15 protein-coding genes are annotated in these 21,969 nt (G+C 63.4%); 8 read left to right on the top strand and 7 right to left on the bottom strand.

The window, feature by feature from the left end:
- Window positions 1-331 precede the first annotated feature (331 nt).
- A complete protein-coding gene (gene fadD1 / locus WM94_RS27795; RefSeq protein WP_023663600.1) occupies window positions 332-2,029 on the top strand; it encodes a long-chain-fatty-acid--CoA ligase FadD1 in 1,698 nt (565 codons plus the stop codon).
- A gap of 158 nt (window positions 2,030-2,187) precedes the next feature.
- Here fadD1 and WM94_RS27790 read toward each other — a convergent pair whose 3' ends face one another.
- On the bottom strand, window positions 2,188-3,495 hold the full coding sequence (locus WM94_RS27790; RefSeq protein ID WP_061552640.1) for an FAD-binding oxidoreductase: 1,308 nt from the start codon (window positions 3,493-3,495) through the stop codon (window positions 2,188-2,190).
- Between the two features lie 23 nt (window positions 3,496-3,518).
- Window positions 3,519-4,883, bottom strand: a complete 1,365-nt coding sequence (locus WM94_RS27785) for a glutamine synthetase family protein (protein WP_061552729.1) — start codon at window positions 4,881-4,883, stop codon at window positions 3,519-3,521.
- Between the two features lie 533 nt (window positions 4,884-5,416).
- Between WM94_RS27785 and hrpA the strand changes: the two genes are divergently transcribed.
- Both hrpA and WM94_RS27775 read left to right on the top strand, forming a co-directional pair.
- Window positions 5,417-9,322: an ATP-dependent RNA helicase HrpA gene (hrpA, locus tag WM94_RS27780; RefSeq protein WP_061552639.1), complete on the top strand. Its 3,906-nt coding sequence runs from the start codon at window positions 5,417-5,419 to the stop codon at window positions 9,320-9,322.
- Window positions 9,323-9,557: 235 nt separating this feature from the next.
- Complete coding sequence (locus tag WM94_RS27775; protein ID WP_061552638.1) at window positions 9,558-10,679, top strand: beta-ketoacyl-ACP synthase III; 1,122 nt, start codon at window positions 9,558-9,560, stop codon at window positions 10,677-10,679.
- A 218-nt stretch (window positions 10,680-10,897) separates the two neighbouring features.
- Here the strand turns inward: WM94_RS27775 and WM94_RS27770 are convergent, their stop codons facing one another.
- Window positions 10,898-12,142 (bottom strand): putative porin, encoded by a 1,245-nt coding sequence (locus WM94_RS27770; RefSeq protein WP_023660852.1) that lies wholly within the window; start codon window positions 12,140-12,142, stop codon window positions 10,898-10,900.
- 262 nt (window positions 12,143-12,404) lie between these two features.
- Here WM94_RS27770 and WM94_RS27765 point away from each other — a divergent pair, with 262 nt between their 5' ends.
- Complete coding sequence (locus WM94_RS27765; RefSeq protein ID WP_061552728.1) at window positions 12,405-13,532, top strand: GNAT family N-acetyltransferase; 1,128 nt, start codon at window positions 12,405-12,407, stop codon at window positions 13,530-13,532.
- 163 nt (window positions 13,533-13,695) lie between these two features.
- Here WM94_RS27765 and WM94_RS27760 read toward each other — a convergent pair whose 3' ends face one another.
- The 4 genes from WM94_RS27760 to WM94_RS27745 all read right to left on the bottom strand — a co-directional run bounded on the left by WM94_RS27760 (window position 13,696) and on the right by WM94_RS27745 (window position 17,891).
- Window positions 13,696-15,528: an ABC transporter ATP-binding protein gene (locus WM94_RS27760; protein WP_061552637.1), complete on the bottom strand. Its 1,833-nt coding sequence runs from the start codon at window positions 15,526-15,528 to the stop codon at window positions 13,696-13,698.
- Between the two features lie 62 nt (window positions 15,529-15,590).
- Entirely contained in the window at window positions 15,591-16,148 is a 558-nt protein-coding gene (locus WM94_RS27755) for a peptidylprolyl isomerase (RefSeq protein WP_061552636.1), read from the bottom strand.
- Window positions 16,142-16,954 carry an alpha/beta fold hydrolase gene (locus WM94_RS27750; protein ID WP_061552635.1) on the bottom strand — a complete coding sequence of 271 codons (813 nt, stop codon included), beginning with the start codon at window positions 16,952-16,954 and terminating at the stop codon, window positions 16,142-16,144. Before WM94_RS27750 ends, WM94_RS27755 begins: the two co-directional genes overlap by 7 nt.
- A 13-nt stretch (window positions 16,955-16,967) precedes the next feature.
- A complete protein-coding gene (locus WM94_RS27745) occupies window positions 16,968-17,891 on the bottom strand; it encodes a LysR family transcriptional regulator (protein ID WP_012273620.1) in 924 nt (307 codons plus the stop codon).
- A gap of 48 nt (window positions 17,892-17,939) precedes the next feature.
- Between WM94_RS27745 and WM94_RS27740 the strand changes: the two genes are divergently transcribed.
- The 4 genes from WM94_RS27740 to WM94_RS27725 all read left to right on the top strand — a co-directional run bounded on the left by WM94_RS27740 (window position 17,940) and on the right by WM94_RS27725 (window position 21,581).
- A complete protein-coding gene (locus WM94_RS27740; protein WP_061552634.1) occupies window positions 17,940-18,254 on the top strand; it encodes a hypothetical protein in 315 nt (104 codons plus the stop codon).
- A gap of 109 nt (window positions 18,255-18,363) precedes the next feature.
- Window positions 18,364-18,963 carry an FMN-dependent NADH-azoreductase gene (locus tag WM94_RS27735; protein WP_013973705.1) on the top strand — a complete coding sequence of 200 codons (600 nt, stop codon included), beginning with the start codon at window positions 18,364-18,366 and terminating at the stop codon, window positions 18,961-18,963.
- A 287-nt stretch (window positions 18,964-19,250) separates the two neighbouring features.
- Window positions 19,251-20,132: a carboxylate/amino acid/amine transporter gene (locus WM94_RS27730; RefSeq protein WP_061552633.1), complete on the top strand. Its 882-nt coding sequence runs from the start codon at window positions 19,251-19,253 to the stop codon at window positions 20,130-20,132.
- Between the two features lie 72 nt (window positions 20,133-20,204).
- Window positions 20,205-21,581, top strand: coding sequence for a cytosine permease (locus WM94_RS27725; protein ID WP_061552632.1), 1,377 nt, complete (start codon window positions 20,205-20,207; stop codon window positions 21,579-21,581).
- Window positions 21,582-21,969 lie beyond the last annotated feature (388 nt).

Genomic DNA, 21,969 nt, shown 5'->3' with positions numbered 1-21,969 from the left:
ACCGGGTTGGCTTCTTCGCGGGTGAACCCGCTCCTACACCGTCCAGTGTAGGAGCGGGTTCACCCGCGAATGCCTTAAAGCCGCTCTAACAGGCTGATCACAGCCCGATCTGCGACATTTTGGATAATTACTCTAAAAATGACCTGTATTGTTCATTGAGTCATTTTTATGACCGTGAGGCCTGTTTTGGCCTCTAGGCGACCCCAGGCAAAGCTGTTACTCTCGGCCCGCTTTCAGATGATCCGGTTTGCAACGAGCCGTCATCCCATATCAATAATAAGCGCATCGACGCGTGAATCGAACTTCGCTGTTGCTGAAGGAGTGGGCTTCCATGATCGAAAATTTTTGGAAGGATAAGTACCCAGCCGGGATTACGGCGGAAATCAATCCTGACGAATTCCCCAATATCCAGGCGGTACTCAAGCAATCCTGCCAACGCTTTGCCGACAAACCGGCCTTTAGCAACCTGGGCAAGACTATCACTTATGGCGAGCTGTATGCGCTGTCGGGAGCGTTTGCCGCCTGGTTGCAGCAGCATACCGACCTCAAGCCGGGTGACCGCATTGCCGTGCAGCTGCCTAACGTACTGCAATACCCGGTAGCGGTATTCGGTGCCATGCGTGCCGGGCTGATCGTGGTCAACACCAACCCGCTGTACACCGCACGGGAAATGGAACACCAGTTCAACGACTCCGGCGCCAAGGCCCTGGTGTGCCTGGCCAACATGGCCCACCTGGCCGAGAAGGTAGTGCCCAAGACCCAGGTCAGGCACGTCATCGTCACCGAAGTGGCCGACCTGCTGCCGCCGCTCAAGCGCCTGCTGATCAACAGCGTGATCAAGTACGTGAAGAAGATGGTGCCGGCCTACAACCTGCCGCGTGCCGTACGCTTCAACGACGCTCTGGCGCAGGGCAAGGGCCAGCCGGTGACCGAGGCCAACCCGCAGGCCAACGACGTGGCGGTGCTGCAGTACACTGGTGGCACCACCGGCGTGGCCAAGGGCGCGATGCTTACCCACCGCAACCTTGTGGCCAACATGCTGCAGTGCCGGGCGCTGATGGGCTCCAACCTGCATGAAGGCTGCGAAATCCTCATCACCCCGCTGCCGCTGTACCACATCTACGCCTTTACCTTCCATTGCATGGCAATGATGCTGATCGGCAACCACAACGTGCTGATCAGCAACCCGCGTGACCTGCCAGCCATGGTCAAGGAACTGGGCAAGTGGAAGTTCAGCGGCTTCGTCGGCCTCAACACCCTGTTCGTTGCCTTGTGCAACAACGAGGCGTTCCGTGCCCTGGACTTCTCGGCGCTGAAGATCACCCTTTCTGGCGGCATGGCCCTGCAACTGAGCGTGGCCGAGCGCTGGAAGGCCGTGACCGGCTGCGCCATCTGCGAAGGCTATGGCATGACCGAGACCAGCCCGGTGGCTGCGGTGAACCCGGCGGAGGCCAACCAGGTCGGCACCATCGGTATTCCGGTGCCGTCCACCCTGTGCAAGGTCATCGACGACAACGGCAACGAGCTGCCGCTGGGCGAGGTGGGCGAGTTGTGCGTCAAGGGCCCGCAGGTGATGAAGGGCTACTGGCAGCGTGAGGAGGCCACTGCCGAGATTCTCGACAGCGATGGCTGGCTGAAGACCGGCGACATCGCCGTGATCCAGCCAGATGGTTACATGCGCATCGTCGACCGCAAGAAGGACATGATCCTGGTCTCGGGCTTCAACGTTTACCCCAACGAGCTGGAAGATGTGCTGGCGGCCCTGCCGGGCGTGCTTCAGTGCGCGGCCATCGGCGTGCCGGACGAGAAGTCCGGTGAAGTGATCAAGGTGTTCATCGTGGTCAAGCCGGGCATGACCCTGACCAAGGAACAGGTGATGGAGCACATGCGCGCCAACGTCACCGGCTACAAGGTCCCGCGCCAGATCGAGTTCCGCGACGCGCTGCCGACCACCAACGTTGGCAAGATCCTGCGCCGCGAACTGCGCGATGAAGAGCTGAAGAAACAGGGCTTGAAGAAGATCGCCTGACGCCCAGCCAGCGCGGTCTGTGTAGGAGCGGCCTTGTGTCGCGATCGGGTCGCGAAGCGGCCCCAGGTTTTCAGCCGTGATGCTGAAATTGCTGGGGCCGCTTCGCGGCCCGATCGCGACACGAGGCCGCTCCTACAGAGGTTGCGCAGGCCTCAGGTTCAGCGCAGTTTCTCCAGCATCTGGTAGTACCACATCCCCGCCGCCAGCAGCGGATTGCCCAGCAAATCCCCCATCGGCACCCGCACATGCTTGCACTGGGCGAAGGTGTCGAACTTCTCCAGCGTCCCGGTCAACGCCTCGGCCATGATCTCGCCCATGATGTGGCTGGTGGCAATGCCGTGCCCCGAATAACCCTGGCAATACCAAACGTTGTCCGACAGCTTGCCCAGCTGCGGGATGCGGTTGACCACGATGCCCATGGCGCAGCTCCACTGGAACTCAATCGGCACGCCTTTCAACGCCGGGAAGGTGCGCTCGATGCACGGGCGCAGTTCGCCTTCGATATCCCGTGAATCACGGCCGGAATAGTTGGCGCCACCGCCGAACAGCAGGCGCTTGTCGGCGGTCAGGCGGTAGTAATCGAGGACGAAGCGGCAGTCGTACACCGCCAGGTCCTGCGGGTTGATCTGTTCGGCCAGTTCCCCCAGCGGTGCGGTGGTGACGATGCCACCCATGGCCGGGAAGATCTTGCCCTTGAGCTGGCGCTTTTCCAGTTTGTGGTACACATCGCCGGCCAGCATCACCTGGCGCGCCTCGACCCGCCCGTGGGCAGTGACCACCGCCGGGCGCGGGCCGTGGACGATGTCCAGCACTTCGGAGTTTTCGAAAATCAGCGCCCCCAGGCCATGGGCGGCACGGGCCTCGCCCAGGCACAGGTTGAGCGGGTGCAGGTGCAGGTTGCGCAGGTTTTTCAGCGCGCCCAGGTACAGCGGGCTTTGCAGGTGCTCGGCCATGCCATTGCGGTCCAGCAGTTGCACCTGCTCGCCCATGCCGCGCCGCCGGGCCTCGGCTTCGAATGCGCGCAGCTCGTCCATGTGCGAGGGCTTCATGGCCGCGTGCAGGTGGCCGCGCTTGAGGTCGCAGTCGATGTTGTAGCGTGCCACGCGCTGCTCGATCACCTGGTGCCCGCGCCAGCGCAAGTGCCAGATGAAGTCATCGACCTCGGCACCCAGGCGGTTGCGCATCTGCGTGCGCATGGCTTCGTCACCCGACAGGCTGCCGGTGACCTGGCCGCCGTTGCGCCCGCTGGCACCCCAGCCGATGCGGTTGGTTTCGACGATGGCCACCTTCAGGCCACGCTCGGCCAGTTCCACCGCCGTGGCCACGCCGGTGAAGCCGCCGCCGATGATTGCCACATCCACCTGTACCGTGCCCTTGAGCTGCGGGTACTCGGTGTGGTCGTTGAGGGTGGCGCTGTAGTAGGACGGCGCGCGTTGCGCCGGCCCTTTGTTCAATGCTGCATTCATGGGTGTTCCTTGTTATCCGGGGATCAGGCCTGGTGCAGGTACCAGCGCCAGTCCTGCTCACTGACTTCGGCCATGAACTGGCGGTACTCGGCGCGCTTGACCTTCAGGTACACGCCAAGGAAGTCCTCGCCCAGTGCTTCGCGAGCCCAGCTCGAATGCTGCAGGGCGTCGAGGGCAGTCAGCCAGTCGGTGGGCAGGTGTTCGGTGGCCTGGGCATAGCCATTGCCTTCCACCGGTGCCCCCGGGTCCAGCTGTTGGCGAATGCCCCAGTGGCTGGCGGCAAGGATCGCCGCAGCGGCCAGGTAGGGGTTGGCATCGGCGCCGCAGATGCGGTGCTCCACGTGCCGGCTGTTGGCCGGACCGCCCGGTATGCGCAAGCTCACGGTGCGGTTGTCGACGCCCCAGGTTGGCGCCAGCGGGGCATAGCTGTTGGCCTGGAAGCGGCGGAACGAGTTGGCGTTGGGGCAGAACAGCAGCAGCGAGTCGCGCAGGTGTCGCAGCATGCCTGCCACGGCCTGGCGCAGCAGCGGGGTACCGGCTTTGTCTTCACTGGCGAACAGGTTGTTGCCGGCGCTGTCGGCCAGGCTCAGGTGCATGTGCATGCCGGTGCCGGCCAGTTGCGCGAACGGCTTGGCCATGAAGCAGGCCTGCATGCCATGGGCATGGGCAATGCCTTTGACCAGGCGCTTGTAGCGCACGGCCTGGTCCATCGCCTGCAGAGCGTCGCCGTGCTCGAGGGTGATTTCCACCTGGCCGGGGGCGTATTCCGAAATCGCCGTGCGCGCCGGGATGCCCTGGGCCTTGCAGGCGGCGTAGAGGTCGGCAAGGAACGGCTCGATCTGCTCCAGTTCGCGCAGACCATACACCTGGGTGGTGCGTGGGCGGCCGCCGTCATTGTCCAGTGCCGGTTGCGGGCGGCCCTGGGCATCAGGTTGCTGGTCCAGCAGGTAGAACTCCAGCTCGCAGGCCATCACCGGATGGTAGCCGTCGGCCTTCAACGCCTCGATGGTACGCAGCAGCACATGGCGCGGGTCGGCGATGCTGGCCGGCAGGCCCTCGTTCGGGTGCATGCTCACCTGCACCGCGGCGGTCGGCACCCGGCGCCAGGGCAGGCGCACCAGGCTGCCTTCAAGCGGGTAGGCGCGGCAGTCGATATCGCCCACGTCCCACACCAGGCCGGAGTTTTCCACGTCGTCGCCGTTCAGGGTCAGGCCGAGAATGGTGCTGGGCAGCGGCCGGCCGGTCTGGTACACGGCCAACAGTTCCTCGCGGTGCAGCAGCTTGCCGCGCGGTACGCCATTGGCGTCGAGGATGAACAGTTCGAACAGTTCGATATCGGGGTTGTCGGCCAGAAAACGGCTGGCCTGCTCTACAGGTGCAAAGTGCATGATGGATTCGCTCACGGGCGCACGGGCCACCGCGCATGCTGGCGGCCCGGCTGAGTCAAACGGCCGGAAGACGGCCGGGTCTGGTCACAACGGCGTGAGCGAGAAATCCGGTGGGCGTGCGTGACGGCAGTGCCACAGGGCCCAGAAGGCGAGGATGATGTGGACCAGCGGATTCTCACCGGCACGGCGCCGGGCCTTCGCTTGCGAAGGGCGGGACGACGGTGGGGCGATGGGCTGGACGGGAGTCATGCCTTTGATACTCACATGCGGCGTAAGGTTGATTAAAGCAGTGAATGGCAACCTTTACATCGCACCTGGCTAAACATTTGTGCCGTTGCACCTGGCCTCTTCGCGGGTAAACCCGCTCCCACAGGATTGCATCAAGGCTGGGTGTTGTGCGGTCCCTGTGGGAGCGGGTTTACCCGCGAAGAGGCCGGCACAGGCAGCAGAGAACCGGCAAATCTGCGACAATCGCGCATCCTTCGAATGCCGATCATGAAAAAGCAGGCTCACCTGCATCACTAAAAAGCCCCATGACTGACCACGCCATCGACAAACTGCTGCAAAACCTCGACCACGCCATGATCGCCGACCGCCATCGCCTGCGCCGGCAATTGCACGAACTGCGCAAGCGCCCCGACGAGGCGAAGCTGGCGCAGTGGGTGGAAAAGGTCCAGGCGTCCTGCGCCCAGGTCACCGCGCGCCAGCAGAGCGTGCCGACCGTGCGCTACGACGACAGCCTGCCCATCGCTGCCAAGCGTGACGAAATCAAGAAGGCCCTGGCCGAGCACCAGGTGCTGGTGATCGCCGGCGAAACCGGCTCGGGCAAGACCACTCAGTTGCCGAAGATCTGCCTTGAACTGGGCCGTGGCAGCCATGGCCTGATCGCCCACACCCAGCCACGCCGGATCGCCGCCCGCAGCGTTGCCGCGCGGGTCGCCGAAGAGCTGGGCACGCCGCTGGGCGGGCTGGTCGGCTACCAGGTGCGTTTCGAAGACCAGAGCGACGCCAACACCCTGGTCAAGCTGATGACCGACGGCATTCTGCTGGCCGAAACCCAGCACGACCGTTTCCTCGAGCGCTACGACACGATCATCGTCGACGAAGCCCACGAACGCAGCCTGAACATCGACTTCCTGCTCGGCTACCTGAAGACCCTGCTGCACCGCCGCCCGGACCTGAAGCTGATCATCACCTCGGCGACCATTGACCTGGAGCGCTTCTCCAAACACTTCGACGGCGCGCCGATCATCGAGGTGTCCGGGCGTACCTTCCCGGTGGAAACCTGGTATCGCCCACTGACCAGCGAGCAGGACGAGGAGGGCAACCAGATCGAGGACGACCTCACCGTCGACCAGGCCATCCTCGCCACGCTGGATGAGTTGGCGCACCACGAGCGGAGTGAGGGCAAGGGCCCCGGCGATGTGCTGATCTTCCTGCCGGGCGAGCGCGAGATCCGTGATGCCGCCGAGATCCTGCGCAAGGCGCAACTGCGCCACACCGAGATCCTGCCGTTGTACGCGCGCCTGTCGCCGGCCGAGCAGCAGCGCATCTTCCAGCCACACACCGGGCGCCGTGTGGTGCTGGCCACCAACGTTGCGGAAACCTCGCTGACCGTGCCGGGCATCCGCTATGTGATCGACACCGGTACCGCGCGCATCAGCCGCTACAGCTACCGCGCCAAGGTCCAGCGCCTGCCCATCGAGGCCGTGTCGCAGGCCAGTGCCAACCAGCGCAAGGGCCGCTGCGGCCGGGTCGAGCCGGGCATCTGCGTGCGCCTGTACAGCGAAGAGGATTTCAACAGCCGGCCGGCGTTCACCGACCCGGAGATCCTGCGCACCAACCTGGCGGCTGTGATCCTGCAGATGCTGCACCTGCGCCTGGGCGCTATCGACGCCTTCCCGTTCATTGAGCCGCCGGATGGCAAGGCCATCAGCGATGGTTTCAACCTGCTGCAGGAGCTGTCGGCGGTCAACCGCGAAAACCAGCTGACGCCGATCGGCCGCCAGCTGGCGCGCCTGCCGATCGACCCGCGGCTGGGCCGCATGCTGCTCGAAGGCGCCCGCCTGGGCAGCCTGCAGGAAGTGCTGATCGTCACCAGTGCGCTGTCGGTGCAAGACCCGCGCGAACGCCCGCCGGAGCGCCAGCAGGCCGCCGACCAGGCGCACGCGCAATGGAAGGATGTGGATTCCGACTTCGCCGCGTTGGTCAACCTGTGGCGTGGCTTCGAGGAACAGCGCCAGGCGCTGACCGCCAACCCGCTGCGCAACTGGTGCCGCAAGAACTTCCTGAACTACCTGCGCCTGCGCGAATGGCGCGATGCCCATCGCCAGCTGGCACTGATCTGCCGTGACCTGCAGCTGACAGTGAACAAGGACCCGTCCGACTACCCGAAAATGCACAAGGCCATTCTCAGTGGCCTGCTCAGCCAGATTGGCCAGAAGACTGAAGAGGGCGACTACCAGGGCGCCCGCCAGCGGCGCTTCTGGGTGCACCCGTCGTCGGGCCTGGGGCGCAAGCGCCCACAGTGGGTAATGGCTGCCGAGCTGGTCGAAACCACCAAGCTGTACGCCCGCATGGTGGCCAGGATCGAGCCGGACTGGATCGAGCCGCTGGCCGGCCACCTGGTCAAGAAGAACCACTTCGAACCGCATTGGGAGAAGAAGCGCGGGCAGGTGGTGGCCTACGAGCAGATCACTCTGTACGGCCTGATCCTGGTCGGCCGTCGGCCGGTGCATTTCGGCCCGATCGACCCGGTCACATCGCGCGATCTGTTCATCCGCGAAGGCCTGGTGGGTGGCGAAATCCAGTCGCGGGCCAAGTGCCTGGCGGCCAACAAGCGCCTGCTTGAGGAGCTCGACGAGCTGGAGGCCAAGGCCCGCCGCCGTGACATCCTGGCCGACGAAGAGACGCTGTATGCCTTCTACGAAGCGCGTCTGCCGGCGGAAATCCACCAGACGGCGACCTTCGACAGCTGGTACCGCATGGGCAGCCAGAAGGACGCCAACCTGCTGATCATGCGCGAGGAAGACGTGCTGGCCCGCGAGGCCAGCGAAGTCACCGCCGCGCAGTACCCCGACAGCTTGCAGGTGGGCGAGCTGTGCCTGCCGCTGAGTTACCACTTCGAGCCCGGGCACCCCCGCGATGGCGTGACCGTGCGGGTACCAGCGCCGCTGCTGCCGAGCTTGCCGGGCGAGCGCCTGGAATGGCTTGTGCCCGGCCTGCTGGAAGCCAAGTGCGTGGCGCTGGTGCGCAACCTGCCCAAGGCGCTGCGCAAGAACTTTGTGCCGGTGCCGGACTTCGTCAAGGCCTCTCTGGCGCGCATGACCTTCGGCCAGGGCGCATTGCCGCAGGCCCTGGGCCAGGAACTGCTGCGCATGACCGGCGCCCGTGTGCCCGACGAGGCATGGGACGAGTCGGTCAACCTGGTCGAAGGCCACCTGCGCATGAACATCGAGGTTGTCGATGGCCAGGGCAAGTTTCTGGGTGAAGGCCGCGACCTGGCCGAGCTGACCGCACGCTTTGCTGCAGCCAGCCAGGCAGCGTTGGCCGTGCCGCGTGACGCCAAGAGCGAGCAGCCGGTGCAGGCCAAGGCTTTCAGCGAGGTTAAGCAGACCGCGCAGCAGAAAATTGCCGGCCTGTCGATGACCGTGTACCCGGCACTGGTGGAAGAGGGCGGCACCGTGCGCGAAGGGCGTTTCTCGACCCAGGCCGAGGCCGAGTTCCAGCACCGCCGGGCTTTGCAGCGCCTGTTGCTGCAGCAGTTGGCCGAGCCGGCCAAGTACCTGCGCGGCAAGCTGCCGGGGCTGACCGAGCTGGGCCTGCTGTACCGTGAAATGGGCCGGGTCGAGGCGCTGGTCGAGGACATTCTGCTGGCCAGCCTGGACAGCTGCATCCTTGAAGGCGAACAGCCGCTGCCACGCGATGGTGCGGCCCTGGCTGGCCTGGCCGAGCGCAAGCGCGGCAGCTGGGCCGAGCATGCCGAGCGCCTGGCACGGCAGACCCTGGAAGTGCTGAAGCTGTGGCATGGGCTGCAGAAGCGCTTCAAGGGCAAGATCGACCTGAGCCAGGCAGTGGCGCTTAACGACATCAAGCAACAGCTCGGCAACCTGGTGTACCCAGGCTTCGTGCGTGAAACCCCCGGGGCCTGGTTCAAGGAGCTGCCGCGTTACCTCAAGGCGGTGGAGCTGCGCCTGGAGAAGCTGGGTTCGCAGGTGCAGAAGGACCGGGTGTGGAGCGGTGAGCTGGCCAACCTGTGGGCGCAGTACAAGGCCCGTGCCGACAAGCATGCCCAGGAAGGCAAGCGCGATGAGCAACTGACGGTGTACCGCTGGTGGCTGGAGGAATATCGGGTTTCGCTGTTTGCCCAGCAGTTGGGGACAAAAGTGCCGATTTCCGACAAGCGATTGAGCAAGCAATGGAGCCAGGTGGAGGGCTAAACTTCCACAGTTGTGGCAATATTGATGCAATTTGGGGCCGCCTGGTGGCCCCTTCGCGGGTAAACCCGCTCCCACAGGTAAAGCGGTATCCTCGGGAGCGGCCATCCCTGTGGGAGCGGGCGTGCCCGCGAACGAGGGCGCAGCCCTCGCCTATAAATTGGCACTAAAGTGCCATTAACCTGTCATGTTTCCAGCCAGCGCCCCGTGGCGATGGCCTTTGACCAGAGGAACGACCGTGCATAACGTCGTGATCAGCGGCACCGGCCTGTACACCCCGGCCCAGAGCATTTCCAACGAAGAACTGGTGGCGTCCTTCAACACCTGGTCGCAGCAGTTCAACCAGGACAACGCCGCCGCCATCGAGCGCGGTGAAGTCGAGGCGGCGCCGCTGTCCGATGCCGCGTTCATCGAAAAGGCCTCGGGCATCAAGAGCCGCTTCGTCATGGACAAGGCCGGCATTCTCGACCCGCAGCGCATGAAGCCGCGCCTGCCCGAGCGCTCCAACGACGAACCGTCGGTGCTCTGCGAAATGGCCGTGGCCGCTGCCCGCCAGGCCCTGGAGCGCGCCGGTCGCACGGCGGCCGATGTCGACGGGGTGATCGTCGCCTGCTCCAACCTGCAGCGCCCGTACCCGGCCATCGCCATCGAAGTGCAGCAGGCGCTGGGCATCCAGGGCTTTGCCTTCGACATGAACGTGGCCTGCTCGTCGGCCACTTTCGGCATCCAGACCGCCGCCAACAGCGTGGCCCTGGGCCAGGCGCGCGCGGTGCTGATGGTCAACCCGGAGGTGTGCACCGGCCACCTGAACTTCCGTGACCGCGACAGCCACTTCATCTTTGGTGATGCTGCCACTGCGGTGTTGCTCGAGCGTGCTGACAAGGCCACCTCGGCGCACCAGTTCGACATCGTCAGCAGCAAGCTGTGGACCGAGTTCTCCAACAACATCCGTAACAACTTCGGCTTCCTCAACCGCGCGGCGGAAGAGGGCGAGGGCGCGGCGGACAAGCTGTTCATCCAGGAAGGCCGCAAGGTGTTCCGCGAGGTGTGTCCGAAGGTGGCCGAGCTGATCGGTGAGCACCTGCTGGAAAACGGGCTGCAACCAAGCGATGTGAAACGCTTCTGGCTGCACCAGGCCAACCTCAGCATGAACCAGCTGATCGTCAAGAAGCTGCTTGGGCGTGAAGTGGCCGAAGAGGATGCACCGGTGATTCTCGATCGCTATGCCAACACCAGTTCGGCAGGGTCGGTGATTGCCTTCCACCTGTACCAGGACGACCTGGCCAAGGGCTCGCTGGGGGTGTTGAGCTCGTTTGGTGCGGGGTATTCGATTGGTAGCGTGATCCTGCGCAAGCGCTGATTGCTTCGAAATATCGGGGTCGCTTTGCGGCCCATTCGCAGCACAAGGCTGCTCCTACAGGAAAACGCGCCGGTTGCAGGGTTCGCATTCCCCTGTAGGAGCAGCCTTGTGCTGCGAATGGGCTGCAAGGCAGCCCTCTGCAATCTCACAAAAAAAAGCGGGAAACGCCGGATGGGGTCGGCATTTCCCGCTTCAGGTGAAGCAGTGCAGGGTTTCGCTTAGAACTTGGCTTCCAGGTCTACCTGCAGGGTATCTACATCGGCATCGCTGTTGGGCAACTGCGACAGGTCGGTCTTGGCCATCAGGTAGGCAGCGCCCAGGGAGAAGTTCTTGTCGATTTCATATCCGACCTTGAACTTGTGCCCGCGCGAACCGGTGAAGCCGTTGCCAAAGTCAGAGTCGGTGAACAGGCTGACCACGGCGTTACGCTGCACGTCGCGGTAGTTGTAGTCCAGGCTCCAGGCGCCGACCTTGGTTTTCAGGCCCGCCAACCAGGCCTGGTCTTCGCCATCGGTGCTTTCGGTGTTTTTCACATACTGGCCGTAAGCAGAGAGCGGGATGGCAAAGCCGGTGAAGTCCAGCTGGCCGAAGCCTTCCACGAGGTTGAACTCGTTGGTGGTGTTGCCGAACGACTGCAGGATGGTGGCTTCCTTGTCGTTGTCGTAGCCATAGATACTGGCACCTACGGTCAGCTTGAGCACATCGGCCGGGGCGAATTTGGCGCCCAACTGGCCGTGATAGACCTGTGCGTCATGCTTGTATTGCACGCCGTCGCCATCGACGTTGTCCTTGAGGGTGTACTGACCGGCGCTGGCGAACACTTCGGCCCCGCCCAGGTCGGTCTTGTAGGTGGCTGCCACGCCTTCCGGGTTGATGTCGCTATCCCAGATGATGTCGCCCATGCTCACCCATGGCTGCGCCATCTTGCCGCCAATCAGGTGCAGGTTGGGAACTGCAGTCGGGTGCCAGTCGAGGTAGGCCTGGTCGACCCACAGCGACTTCTTGTCGAAGTAGTTGTCGAAGCTCTGGTTGGTCGAACGGCGGTCGGCACTGCTGCCGGTGGCGATACGGATGCCCGCGTCGACCTGCGGGTTGATTTCGCTGTAGAAGCCGACACGGGCACGCACGCGCTGGCGGTCCTGGTTGCCGCTGCTGCTGTTCGGGTCGTCGACGTTGACGTCTTCGTAACGCAGGCGCAAATCACCCTTGACCTGGGTCTTGGCGGCCCATGCCACTTTCTGTTCAAAGGAGCTCATCCGTTCGGACTGAGCTTTCTGAGCGGCCTTTTCCTTGGTTTCTTGAGCCAGGTCCGCCTGCAGTTCGTTGTACTGCGCCTGGTTGATCGAGCCATTGGCGCGGAGCATTTCGAGCAGCTTGGCGTCGACAGCTGCACTGGCCGGAGTACTCAGAGCCAGCATCATGCCGGTGAGGCTCACTCCGGTAAGTGTAGAAACAAGACGCATAAGGTTCTCCCTGTTGAATAAGATGGGGAGGCTCAAGCGCCCGCCCCTGTGTTGGCATGTCTTCGGAAAGGGCCTGAATAGACAGGTTCTGGGGTTCCGGAAAACAGGCGCAAGTATTGCGGGGGCGAATGACAGATTAATGTCGAATTGGTGGCACTGCGGTTAAGTAATTGAGAATAAAAGGATCTGTCCCGGCTATCGTGATTTGAGTGGCGGGCCTTCCTTGGGGATACTGGGTACCTTGAAACAGCGAGCCGAAACCGTGACCAGCCTGTACAGCCTTGCTCATTTGCGTGATCTTCCGGCGGCCACCTGGGATGCCCTGGTGCCCGCTGGCCAACCGTTCCTGCGCCATGCGTTTCTCAGCGCCATGGAGGACAGCGGCAGCGTCGCGCGCAACACCGGCTGGGCCGCCGAGCACTTGGTGCTGGAAGGTGACGGGCGGGTACGGGCGCTGCTGCCGGCGTACCGCAAATGGCACTCGTTTGGCGAGTACGTGTTCGACCATGGCTGGGCCGATGCCTGTGAGCGGGCCGGCATTGCCTACTACCCCAAGCTGCTCGGTGCTGTGCCGTTCAGCCCGGTCAGCGGCCCGCGCCTGCTCGCCGCCGACCCAGCCGATGGCCTGCTGGTGCTGCAGGCGTTGCCGGAGTACCTGGCCAAGGGCGGGCTGTCTGGCGCGCACATCAATTTCACCGAGCCGGCGCTGGACGAACAACTGGCAGGCCAGCCTGGCTGGATGGAGCGCCTGGGCTGCCAGTTTCATTGGCGCAACCACGGCTACCGTGACTTCCAGGATTTTCTCGACAGCCTGAGTTCGCGCAAGCGCAAGCAGATGCGCAAGGAGCGTGAACAGGTGGCCGGGCACGGTATTGAATTCCGCTGGTACCGTGGGGGTGAACTGGATGAGGCGCAGTGGGATTTCGTCTACCGCTGCTACGCCAATACCTACGCGGTGCGCCGCCGTGCGCCCTACCTGACACGCGAGTTCTTCAGCCTGCTGGCCGAGCGCATGCCCGAGGCCTTGCGCGTGGTGATGGCGCGGCAGGGTGGCCGTGATGTGGCCATGGCCCTGAGCCTGGTGGGGGGCGACAGCCTGTTTGGCCGCTACTGGGGGTGCCTGGACGAATTCGACCGGCTGCATTTCGAAACCTGTTTCTACCAGGGCATGGACTTTGCCATTGCCGAAGGGCTGCAGCGTTTCGATGCCGGGGCACAGGGGGAGCACAAGCTGATTCGAGGGTTCGAGCCGGTGCTGACGCGGTCGTGGCACTACCTGCTGCACCCGGGGCTGCGGCGGGCGGTGGAGGATTTTCTGACGCAGGAACGGGAAGGGGTGCGGGCGTATGCCGAGGAGGCCAGGGGAATGTTGCCCTATCGCCGGGACTGATCCATTTGTAATGGCTATCCAGGACCTGTAGGAGCAGCCTTGTGCTGCGAAGAGGCCGGTAGGGCAAAAAATCTCCTTTGGCACTGATGGACTCTTCGCAGCACAAGGCTGCTCCTACATGGACCGCACAGGCTTCAAGGGGGCTGTGAGGCCTGATCAGGGGTCAATCCACTCCGACAAACCCCCCGGTCTGGTGATGCCACAACCGGGCATACAAGCCTTGCTGCTCCAGCAGTTCACTGTGGCTGCCACTCTCGACAATCCGCCCCTTGTCCAGCACTACCAGCCGGTCCATCCGGGCGATGGTGGAAAGCCGGTGGGCAATCGCGATCACCGTCTTGCCCTGCATCAGCGTCTCCAGGCTTTCCTGGATCGCTGCCTCTACCTCCGAGTCCAGCGCCGAAGTGGCCTCGTCCATGATCAGGATCGGTGCATTCTTCAGCAGCACCCGGGCAATGGCGATGCGCTGGCGCTGGCCACCCGACAGCTTGACCCCGCGCTCGCCCACATGGGCATCGAAACCGGTGCGCCCCTGAGCGTCCGACAGCTGCGGGATGAACTCGTCGGCGCGGGCCCGGCGCACCGCTTCATGAAGCGCGGCCTCGCTGGCATCGGGGCGGCCATACAGCAGGTTGTCACGGATCGAGCGGTGCAGCAGCGAGGTGTCCTGGGTGATCATGCCGATCTGCGCGCGCAGGCTGGCCTGGCTTACCTCGGCAATGTCCTGGCCGTCGATGAGAATGCGCCCGCCCTGCACGTCATACAGCCTCAGCAGCAGGTTCACCAGGGTCGACTTGCCTGCCCCCGACGGGCCGATCAGGCCGATCTTCTCGCCCGGGCGTATGTCCAGGCTGAGCCCTTCGATCACGTTGGCGGCCTTGCCGTAATGGAAGTCCACATCATCGAAACGCACCGCACCGCGGCTGACCTTGAGCGCCGGTGCGTTGGGCTGGTCGGTGACGGTGACCGGCTGGGCGATGGTCTGCAGGCCGTCCTGGACCATGCCGATGTTCTCGAAGATGCCGTTGACCACCCACATGATCCAGCCCGACATGTTGACGATGCGGATCACCAGGCCGGTGGCCAGGGCGATGGCGCCGACGGTGATCAGCGACTGGCTCCACAGCCACAGCGCCAGGCCTGTGGTGGCGACCACCAGCAAGCCATTGAGGGTGGTTATGACCACGTCCATGCTGGTGACCACGCGTGCGGCCAGCTGGGTTTTCTCTGTCTGTTCGCGGATCGCTTCGCGCGCGTACTGCTGTTCGAAGTCGGTGTGGGCGAACAGCTTGAGGGTGGCGATGTTGGTGTAGCCGTCGACGATGCGACCCATCAGCTTGGAGCGGGCATCGGAGGAAATCACCGAACGCTCCTTCACCCGGGGGACGAAGTAGAACAGCGCGGCGATGTAGCCTGCGATCCATAGCAGCAGCGGCAACATCAGGCGCCAGTCGGCCTCGGCGAACAGCACCAGCGAGGTAATGGCGTAGATCAGCACGTGCCATAGCGCATCCACCGCCTGCACCGCAGAGTCGCGCAGTGAGTTGCCGGTCTGCATGATGCGCTGGGCGATGCGCCCGGCGAAGTCGCTCTGGAAGAAGTTCAGGCTCTGCTTGAGCACATAGGTGTGGTTCTGCCAGCGGATCATGCTGGTCATGCCGGGGTTGATGGTCTGGTGCACGAGCAGGTCGTGCAGGCCGAAGAACACCGGGCGCAGCAGCAGGATCACCACCAGCATCCAGATCAGTTCGCCGCTGTGTTCGCTGAAGAAACTGGCATTGGGCGTGCCCTGTGCCAGATCGATGATGCGGCTGAGGTAGCTGAACATCGCCACCTCGATCAGCGAGGCGACCAGGCCCACCACCAGCAGGGCGACAAAGCTCGGCCACACCTGGCGCAGGTAGTACAGGTAGAACGGCCAGACCTGGCCGGGTGGCGACTCGCTGGGCGCGTCGCGGAAGATGTCGATCAGTTGCTCGAAACGGCGGTACAGCATGGGTGACAAGACTCCTGTGCTACCCGACCCCGGAAGGTTTCACGTCCCTGTGAAACCTGCGGTCAGTCGATGCGTTTGGCGGACTTGATGTAGACCGGATCGGCCGGCACATCGCGCATGCCTTTCTTGACGGTGGTCGGTGAATTGACGATCTGGTCTACCACCTCCATGCCTTTGGTCACTTTGCCGAATACGGCGTAACCGGCGTCGCGGCCCGGATTGAGAAAATCGTTGTCGGCGACGTTGATGAAGAACTGGCTGGTGGCCGAGTTCGGGTTGGAGGTACGCGCCATCGACAGCGTGCCACGGGTGTTCTGCAGGCCGTTGCTGGCCTCGTTCTTGATCGGGTCCTTGGTGTCTTTTTGGACCATCTGGTCGGTGAAGCCGCCGCCCTGGACCATGAAGCCCGGGATTACACGGTGGAAGATGGTGTTGTTGTAGAAGCCGCTGTCGACGTATTCGAGGAAGTTCTTGGTACTGATCGGTGCCTTCTCGGCATTCAGCTCGATTTCGACCTGGCCGAAGCTGGTGTCCAGCAGTACGTGCGGGGTCTTGTCGGAGGCCATGACGCTGGTGGCGAAGGCGACCGAGCAGGCGGTGAGCAGGAGTTTTTTCAGCATGGGCTCAAAGATCCTTGAGAGGTGGAAGCGGCTGCAAGGAACTGCAGCAGGGTCTGGTTGAAGACCTCGGGTTGGTCGAGGGGTGTAGCGTGCCGGGAATCGTCGATGACCACCAGCCTGGCGTGGGGCATCAGGGCGACGTAGCGTTCTTTCAGTTGTATCGGGGTGTAATCGTGGTCGGCGGCGATCACCAGGGTAGGACAGTGAACCTGGCCGATGCGTTCCTGCACGCCCCAGTCGACGATGGCGTCGAAACTCTTGAGGTAGGCGCGCTTGTCGTTGCGTGCCCAGCGCTGGGCCATCTTGTGCCGCAGTTCGGCCTGCTGCGGTTTGGGGAACAGCCGCTCGGCCAGGCCCTTGCCGACCGTTTTGACACTGAGCAGGCGCGCCAGGCCCCAGCGCTTGAGCCACCATACCCAGTCACTGCGAGTGCGGCGCTTGACCTCGGGGGCGCTGTTGACGATGCACAGGCTGCGCAGCCACTGCGGGTGGTCGACAGCGAACTGGAAGGCGACCATGCCACCCATGGACAGGCCGACGATGTGCACGGGGCCGGTGTGCAGGTGTTCGAGCAGGGCCAGCAGGTCGGCACTGAAGGTGGCAATCTGGTAACCGTCGCGTGGCTTGTCGGAGCGGCCGTGGCCGCGGATGTCCATGAGGATTACCCGGTAGTGGCGGCTGAGCACCGGCACCTGCAGCTCCCAGTCCTGGCAGCTGGAGCCCAGGCCATGCAGCAATACCAGGGGTTCGCCCTGGCCGTATTCCTCGTAATGCAGTGTGCATTCTTCGTGTTCGAAATAGGCCATGGGCGCGGTCCTCTCAGGCTTGCGGGGGGGCTGCGAAGGGCACGTCCAGTGGCGCGGTGTCGAAATTGCGCAGCAGGTCGATGAGAATCTGCGTAGCCGGGCCCAAGGTCTTCTCTTTGCTCGAATAAAGGTAGAACAGTGGGTGGCGGCTGCCACCCTGATCCAGCGGCAACGGCTTGAGCACGCCTTCGCGTAGCTCGCGCTCGATCATGTGGCGGGGCAGCCAGGCAAAGCCCAGGCCACTGCTGACAAAGGTAGCGGCGGTGCCCAGGCTGCCGACGGTCCAGCGTTGCTCGGCACCCAGCCAGCCGACATCGCGCGGCTGGGCGCGGCCCGAGTCGCGGATTACCACCTGCAACTGGCTTTCCAGGTCCTGGAAGGTCAGTTCGCGGCCCAGGCGGTGCAGGCTGTGTTCGGGGTGGGCGACGGCGACGAACTCCACCGCGCTCAGTTCGGCGCCCAGGTAGCCGCCGATGCTGTAGCTGCTGATGGCCAGGTCGGCGATGCCTTCGTGCATCACTTCCTCGACGCCAGACAGCACTTCTTCACGCAGGCGCACCCGGCAGCCACGGCTCTGCGGCATGAACGCGGCCAGGGCGCGTACCAGGCGGGCACTGGGGTAGGCAGCATCGACCACCAGGCGTACCTCGGCCTCCCAGCCCTGTTCCATGTGGTGGGCAAGGTCTTCGAGCTGGCTGGCCTGCTTGACCAGGTGGCGCGAACGGCGCAGCAGGACATTGCCGGCCTCGGTGAGCACCGCCTTGCGGCCGTCGATGCGCAGCAGCGGCACGCCCAGTTGCTCCTGCATGCGGGCCACGGTGTAGCTGACCGATGACTGCGAGCGGTGCAGTGCCTCGGCGGCCTGGGCAAACCCACCGTGATCGACCACTGCCTGCAGGGTTCGCCACTGGTCAAGGGTTACGCGCGGCGCTTTCATCTTTCGCTCCTGTTGTCCTAAGCTGCGCTCTTTCAAGGAGAGCGGCCCATGAAGAAATGTTGTGCGGCAATACTGATGTGCCTGCCCCTCGGGGTCATGGCTTATCCCATCGACGTTGAGAAGGAACTGACCGGGGTAAAGCTCGACTACACCGCCTATGACACGGCCTATGACATTGGCGCCATCACCCTCAACAACTATGGGCAGGTACCGGCCGCGTGCAAGGTGACTTTCCGCAATGGCCCCGAGGCACCACGGGTGCGCCGGGTGAGCGTACCGGCCGGTAAAAGCGTCGATGTCACTGCCAAGTTCAACCGGCAGATCATCAAATTACGGATCGCCTTGAACTGCAGTGCAGAATAAACTGATAAATCGATAGATTGAACCCACTTTTTACGCTTTTTTATCGATAGGTCAAGCCGTAATCTCACCTCCATCGAATCGCAACCCTTTTTGCCGATGGAGGCACCCCATGTCCCGCGTACTGATCATCGAAAGCAGCGCCCGCCAGCAGGATTCCGTTTCCCGTCAGCTGACCCGTGATTTCATCCAGCAGTGGCAGGCCGCCCACCCGGCCGATCAGATCAGTGTGCGCGACCTGGCCGTGAACCCGGTGCCGCACCTGGACGCCAACCTGCTGGGTGGCTGGATGAAGCCCGAAGAACAGCGCAGTGCTGCCGAACTGGACGCCTTGGCCCGCTCCAACGAACTGACCGATGAACTGCTCGCCGCCGACGTGCTGGTGATGGCTGCGCCGATGTACAACTTCACCATCCCCAGCACCCTGAAGGCCTGGCTGGACCATGTGCTGCGTGCCGGCATCACCTTCAAGTACACCCCCACCGGCCCGCAGGGCTTGCTGACCGGCAAGCGCGCCATCGTCCTGACTGCCCGTGGCGGCATCCACGCCGGCGCCACCAGCGACCACCAGGAACCGTACCTGCGCCAGGTAATGGCCTTCATCGGCATTCACGATGTCGACTTCATCCATGCCGAAGGCCTGAACATGAGCGCTGACTTCCACGAGAAGGGCGTCAACCAGGCCAAGGCCAAGCTGGCGGCGGTGGCCTGAGGCTTAGCGAATTCCCAACCCTGACACCTGTTTTTGCTCCTTTGGGTGTACCTGCCCGGCCTGCATGGCCGGGCTTTTTTTTATGCCTGGAATTTCATGGGTGCCTGTGCCGGCCTCTTCGCGGGTAAACCCGCTCCCACAGGGATATCACGGCACCTGAGGCCTGTGGTGTCCCTGTGGGAGCGGGTTTACCCGCGAAGAGGCCGGCACAGCCCTTACATTCCTCATGGTTGAACTCATTTGCCGCAACCCGCTAAGGTCGCGGCCTTGATCCACGAGAGACAACCATGGGCTACCTGATAATCGTCGCGCTGATCCAGGCGTTTTCCTTCAGCCTGATCGGCGAGTACCTGGCCGGGCACGTCGACAGCTACTTTGCCGTGCTCGCGCGCGTGGTGCTGGCTGGCCTGGTGTTCCTGCCGCTGACCCGCTGGCGCCAGGTCGAGCCGCGCTTCATGCGCTCGATGCTGCTGATCGGCGCGCTGCAGTACGGCATCACCTACGTCTGCCTGTACCTGAGCTTTCGCGTGCTCACCGTGCCGGAGGTGCTGCTGTTCACCATTCTCACGCCGTTGCACGTGACGCTGATCGAAGACGCCTTGAACCGGCGCTTCAACCCGTGGGCGCTGCTGGCAGCGCTGGTGGCGGTGGCCGGCGCGGCGGTGATCCGCTTCGACACCATCAGCGGCGAGTTCTTCATCGGCTTCCTGCTGCTGCAACTGGCCAACTTCACCTACGCCGCCGGCCAGGTGCTGTACCGCCACCTGGTTGCACGCCACCCCAGCGACTTGCCGCACTACAAGCGCTTTGGCTACTTCTACCTGGGCGCGTTGATCGTGGTGTTGCCGGCCTTCCTGCTGTTTGGCAACGCCCAGCACCTGCCGACCACCGATGTGCAGTGGCTGGTGCTGCTGTTCCTGGGCCTATGCCCGACGGCGCTGGGCCTGTACTGGTGGAACAAGGGCGCCTGCATGGTTTCGGGCGGGACGCTGGCGGTGATGAACAACCTGCATGTGCCAGTAGGGTTGCTGCTCAATTTGCTGATCTGGAACCAGGACGAGCCATTGGGCAGGCTGTTCATCGGCGGGGCAGTGATCCTGGCGTCGGTGTGGATGAGCCGCCTGGGTACCCTGACGTTATCAAGCAAGCCATGGCGCAGTCAGCTATGACGCGTTCGTTACTGAACCCAAATCCCGCCGGTACCTACCCGATAATCAGGAAAACAAAATCGGGAGACCGGCGTGAAGCTAGAAACGCGAAGTATCGAATTTGTCCCACACGCCGAGCGTTATGGCACGCCTAAACGATTGTTCACTATCTGGTTCAGCTCCAACTTCCAGATAACCGCGCTGATGGTCGGCACCCTGGGCATTGCATCGGGGCTAAGCCTTGGCTGGACCTTGTTGGCCCTGTTGGTCGGCAACCTCATCGGTACCGTGTTCATGGCCGCGCACTCTGCCCAAGGGCCTCACCTGGGCGTGCCACAGATGATCCAGAGCCGGGCCCAGTTCGGTGTCCACGGTGCCGCGCTCCCTCTGCTGGTGATGGTCACGGCCGCAGTCCTGTTCCTCGCCGCCAGCGGCGTGCTGATGCGCAATGCCTTGCAGGCGCTGGTGCCCATGAGCGATGACCAGGCGATCGTGGTGGTCGGCTTGCTGACCTTTGTCATCGGCTTTGTCGGCTACGAGCTGATCCACCGCCTGGGCGCGTGGATGAGCCTGTTGTCCACACTGGTTTTTGCCGGCGCCCTGGTGCTGATCCTGCTGCACCCCGGCGACATGGCAACCACGACGGCAGTGAGTACCGGCTTCTCGTTCACCGCCTTCAACCTGATCGTGGCCCAGTCGGCCTCCTGGACGCTGGGGTATGGCCCCTATGTAGCCGATTACTCGCGCTACCTGCCGGCCAACGTCAACCCACGCGCCACGTTCTGGGCCACCTATTGCGGTTGTGCGCTGGGCTCCTTCGCCATGATGGCACTGGGCGCGTTGGTGGCGGTGGAATTGCCCTCGGCACTGGGGCATGACCCGGCCACAGCCATTGCCGCTTTGTTCGGCCCGTGGGCGCCGTTGGCGCTGGCAGTGATAGCGCTGGGGGTGATCCAGTACAACGTGCTGTGCCTGTACAGCGCCTACATGTCGTCGGTCACGATCTTTGGTGCCTTCAAGACCATCCGGCGCGTGACCGCGACGGCCAAGGCCTTGGTAATGGCTGGGCTGACCGCAGCGGCAACGATGATCGCCATCGCCACCCAGTACAATTTCGATACGTTCTTTGCCGACATCCTGATCGGCCAGCTGTACCTGTTGATCCCATGGAGCGCCATCAACCTGGTGGATTACTACTGGGTATGCCGAGGCCACTATGATGTGGGGGCGCTGTATGACGCCAAGGGGCGTTATGGCTGCTTCAATCGTCGAAGCCTGGCGGTGTACGCCGTGTCGATCATCGGTACCATCCCGTTCATGAAACTGTCGTTCTACACGGGCTTCGTGGCCGAGTGGCTGGGGGCGGATATCAGTTGGGCGATGGGGTTGATCCTGGCCGGTGCGCTGTATTGCATGGTCCATGGGCGCGGGAGCAACCGGCTTTCGACAACCATGAATGCGCACCCCTGACTCGGCCCTGACACGAAAAGGGCTGCTTAAACACCACCCTCGTAATGCCTGTCAGTCAAACAATTTTGGGCCGCTTTGCGGCCCATCGCCGGCAAGCCAGCTCTCATCGAACTGCACATAACTCATTGAATTAGCAGGGGACCTGTGGGAGCGGCTTTAGCCGCGAACACCGGCGCAGCCGGTGCCATGCACCGCGTTGGATTCTTCGCGGCTAAAGCCGCTCCCACAGGTACAACGAAGATCTCACGATCTGCGTGACCTCTGTGGGAGCTGGCTTGCAGGCGATGGGCTGCGAAGCAGCCCCGGCAATATCAAGCCTCGCTCATGTCTTCCAGCCGACGCGGCACAGGCTCTTGCGATACACGCCCACTCAACCCCACCCGCATGT

Origin of the sequence: Pseudomonas sp. ABFPK (genome assembly GCF_001586765.1) — a bacterium.
Classification (GTDB): domain Bacteria; phylum Pseudomonadota; class Gammaproteobacteria; order Pseudomonadales; family Pseudomonadaceae; genus Aquipseudomonas; species Aquipseudomonas asiatica.
The sequence above is the reverse complement of the archived record's forward strand: the minus strand, read 5'-3'. Positions and strand labels throughout refer to the sequence as shown.

What these genes read in the sequence shown, in the direction of transcription:
- fadD1 (WP_023663600.1), top strand. Translation starts at nt 332, where the DNA reads ATGATCGAAAATTTTTGGAAGGATAAGTACCCAGCCGGGATTACGGCG.
- WM94_RS27790 (WP_061552640.1), bottom strand. Translation starts at nt 3,495, where the DNA reads ATGAATGCAGCATTGAACAAAGGGCCGGCGCAACGCGCGCCGTCCTAC.
- WM94_RS27785 (WP_061552729.1), bottom strand. Translation starts at nt 4,883, where the DNA reads ATGCACTTTGCACCTGTAGAGCAGGCCAGCCGTTTTCTGGCCGACAAC.
- hrpA (WP_061552639.1), top strand. Translation starts at nt 5,417, where the DNA reads ATGACTGACCACGCCATCGACAAACTGCTGCAAAACCTCGACCACGCC.
- WM94_RS27770 (WP_023660852.1), bottom strand. Translation starts at nt 12,142, where the DNA reads ATGCGTCTTGTTTCTACACTTACCGGAGTGAGCCTCACCGGCATGATG.
- WM94_RS27760 (WP_061552637.1), bottom strand. Translation starts at nt 15,528, where the DNA reads ATGCTGTACCGCCGTTTCGAGCAACTGATCGACATCTTCCGCGACGCG.
- WM94_RS27755 (WP_061552636.1), bottom strand. Translation starts at nt 16,148, where the DNA reads ATGCTGAAAAAACTCCTGCTCACCGCCTGCTCGGTCGCCTTCGCCACC.
- WM94_RS27750 (WP_061552635.1), bottom strand. Translation starts at nt 16,954, where the DNA reads ATGGCCTATTTCGAACACGAAGAATGCACACTGCATTACGAGGAATAC.
- WM94_RS27745 (WP_012273620.1), bottom strand. Translation starts at nt 17,891, where the DNA reads ATGAAAGCGCCGCGCGTAACCCTTGACCAGTGGCGAACCCTGCAGGCA.
- WM94_RS27740 (WP_061552634.1), top strand. Translation starts at nt 17,940, where the DNA reads ATGAAGAAATGTTGTGCGGCAATACTGATGTGCCTGCCCCTCGGGGTC.
- WM94_RS27735 (WP_013973705.1), top strand. Translation starts at nt 18,364, where the DNA reads ATGTCCCGCGTACTGATCATCGAAAGCAGCGCCCGCCAGCAGGATTCC.
- WM94_RS27730 (WP_061552633.1), top strand. Translation starts at nt 19,251, where the DNA reads ATGGGCTACCTGATAATCGTCGCGCTGATCCAGGCGTTTTCCTTCAGC.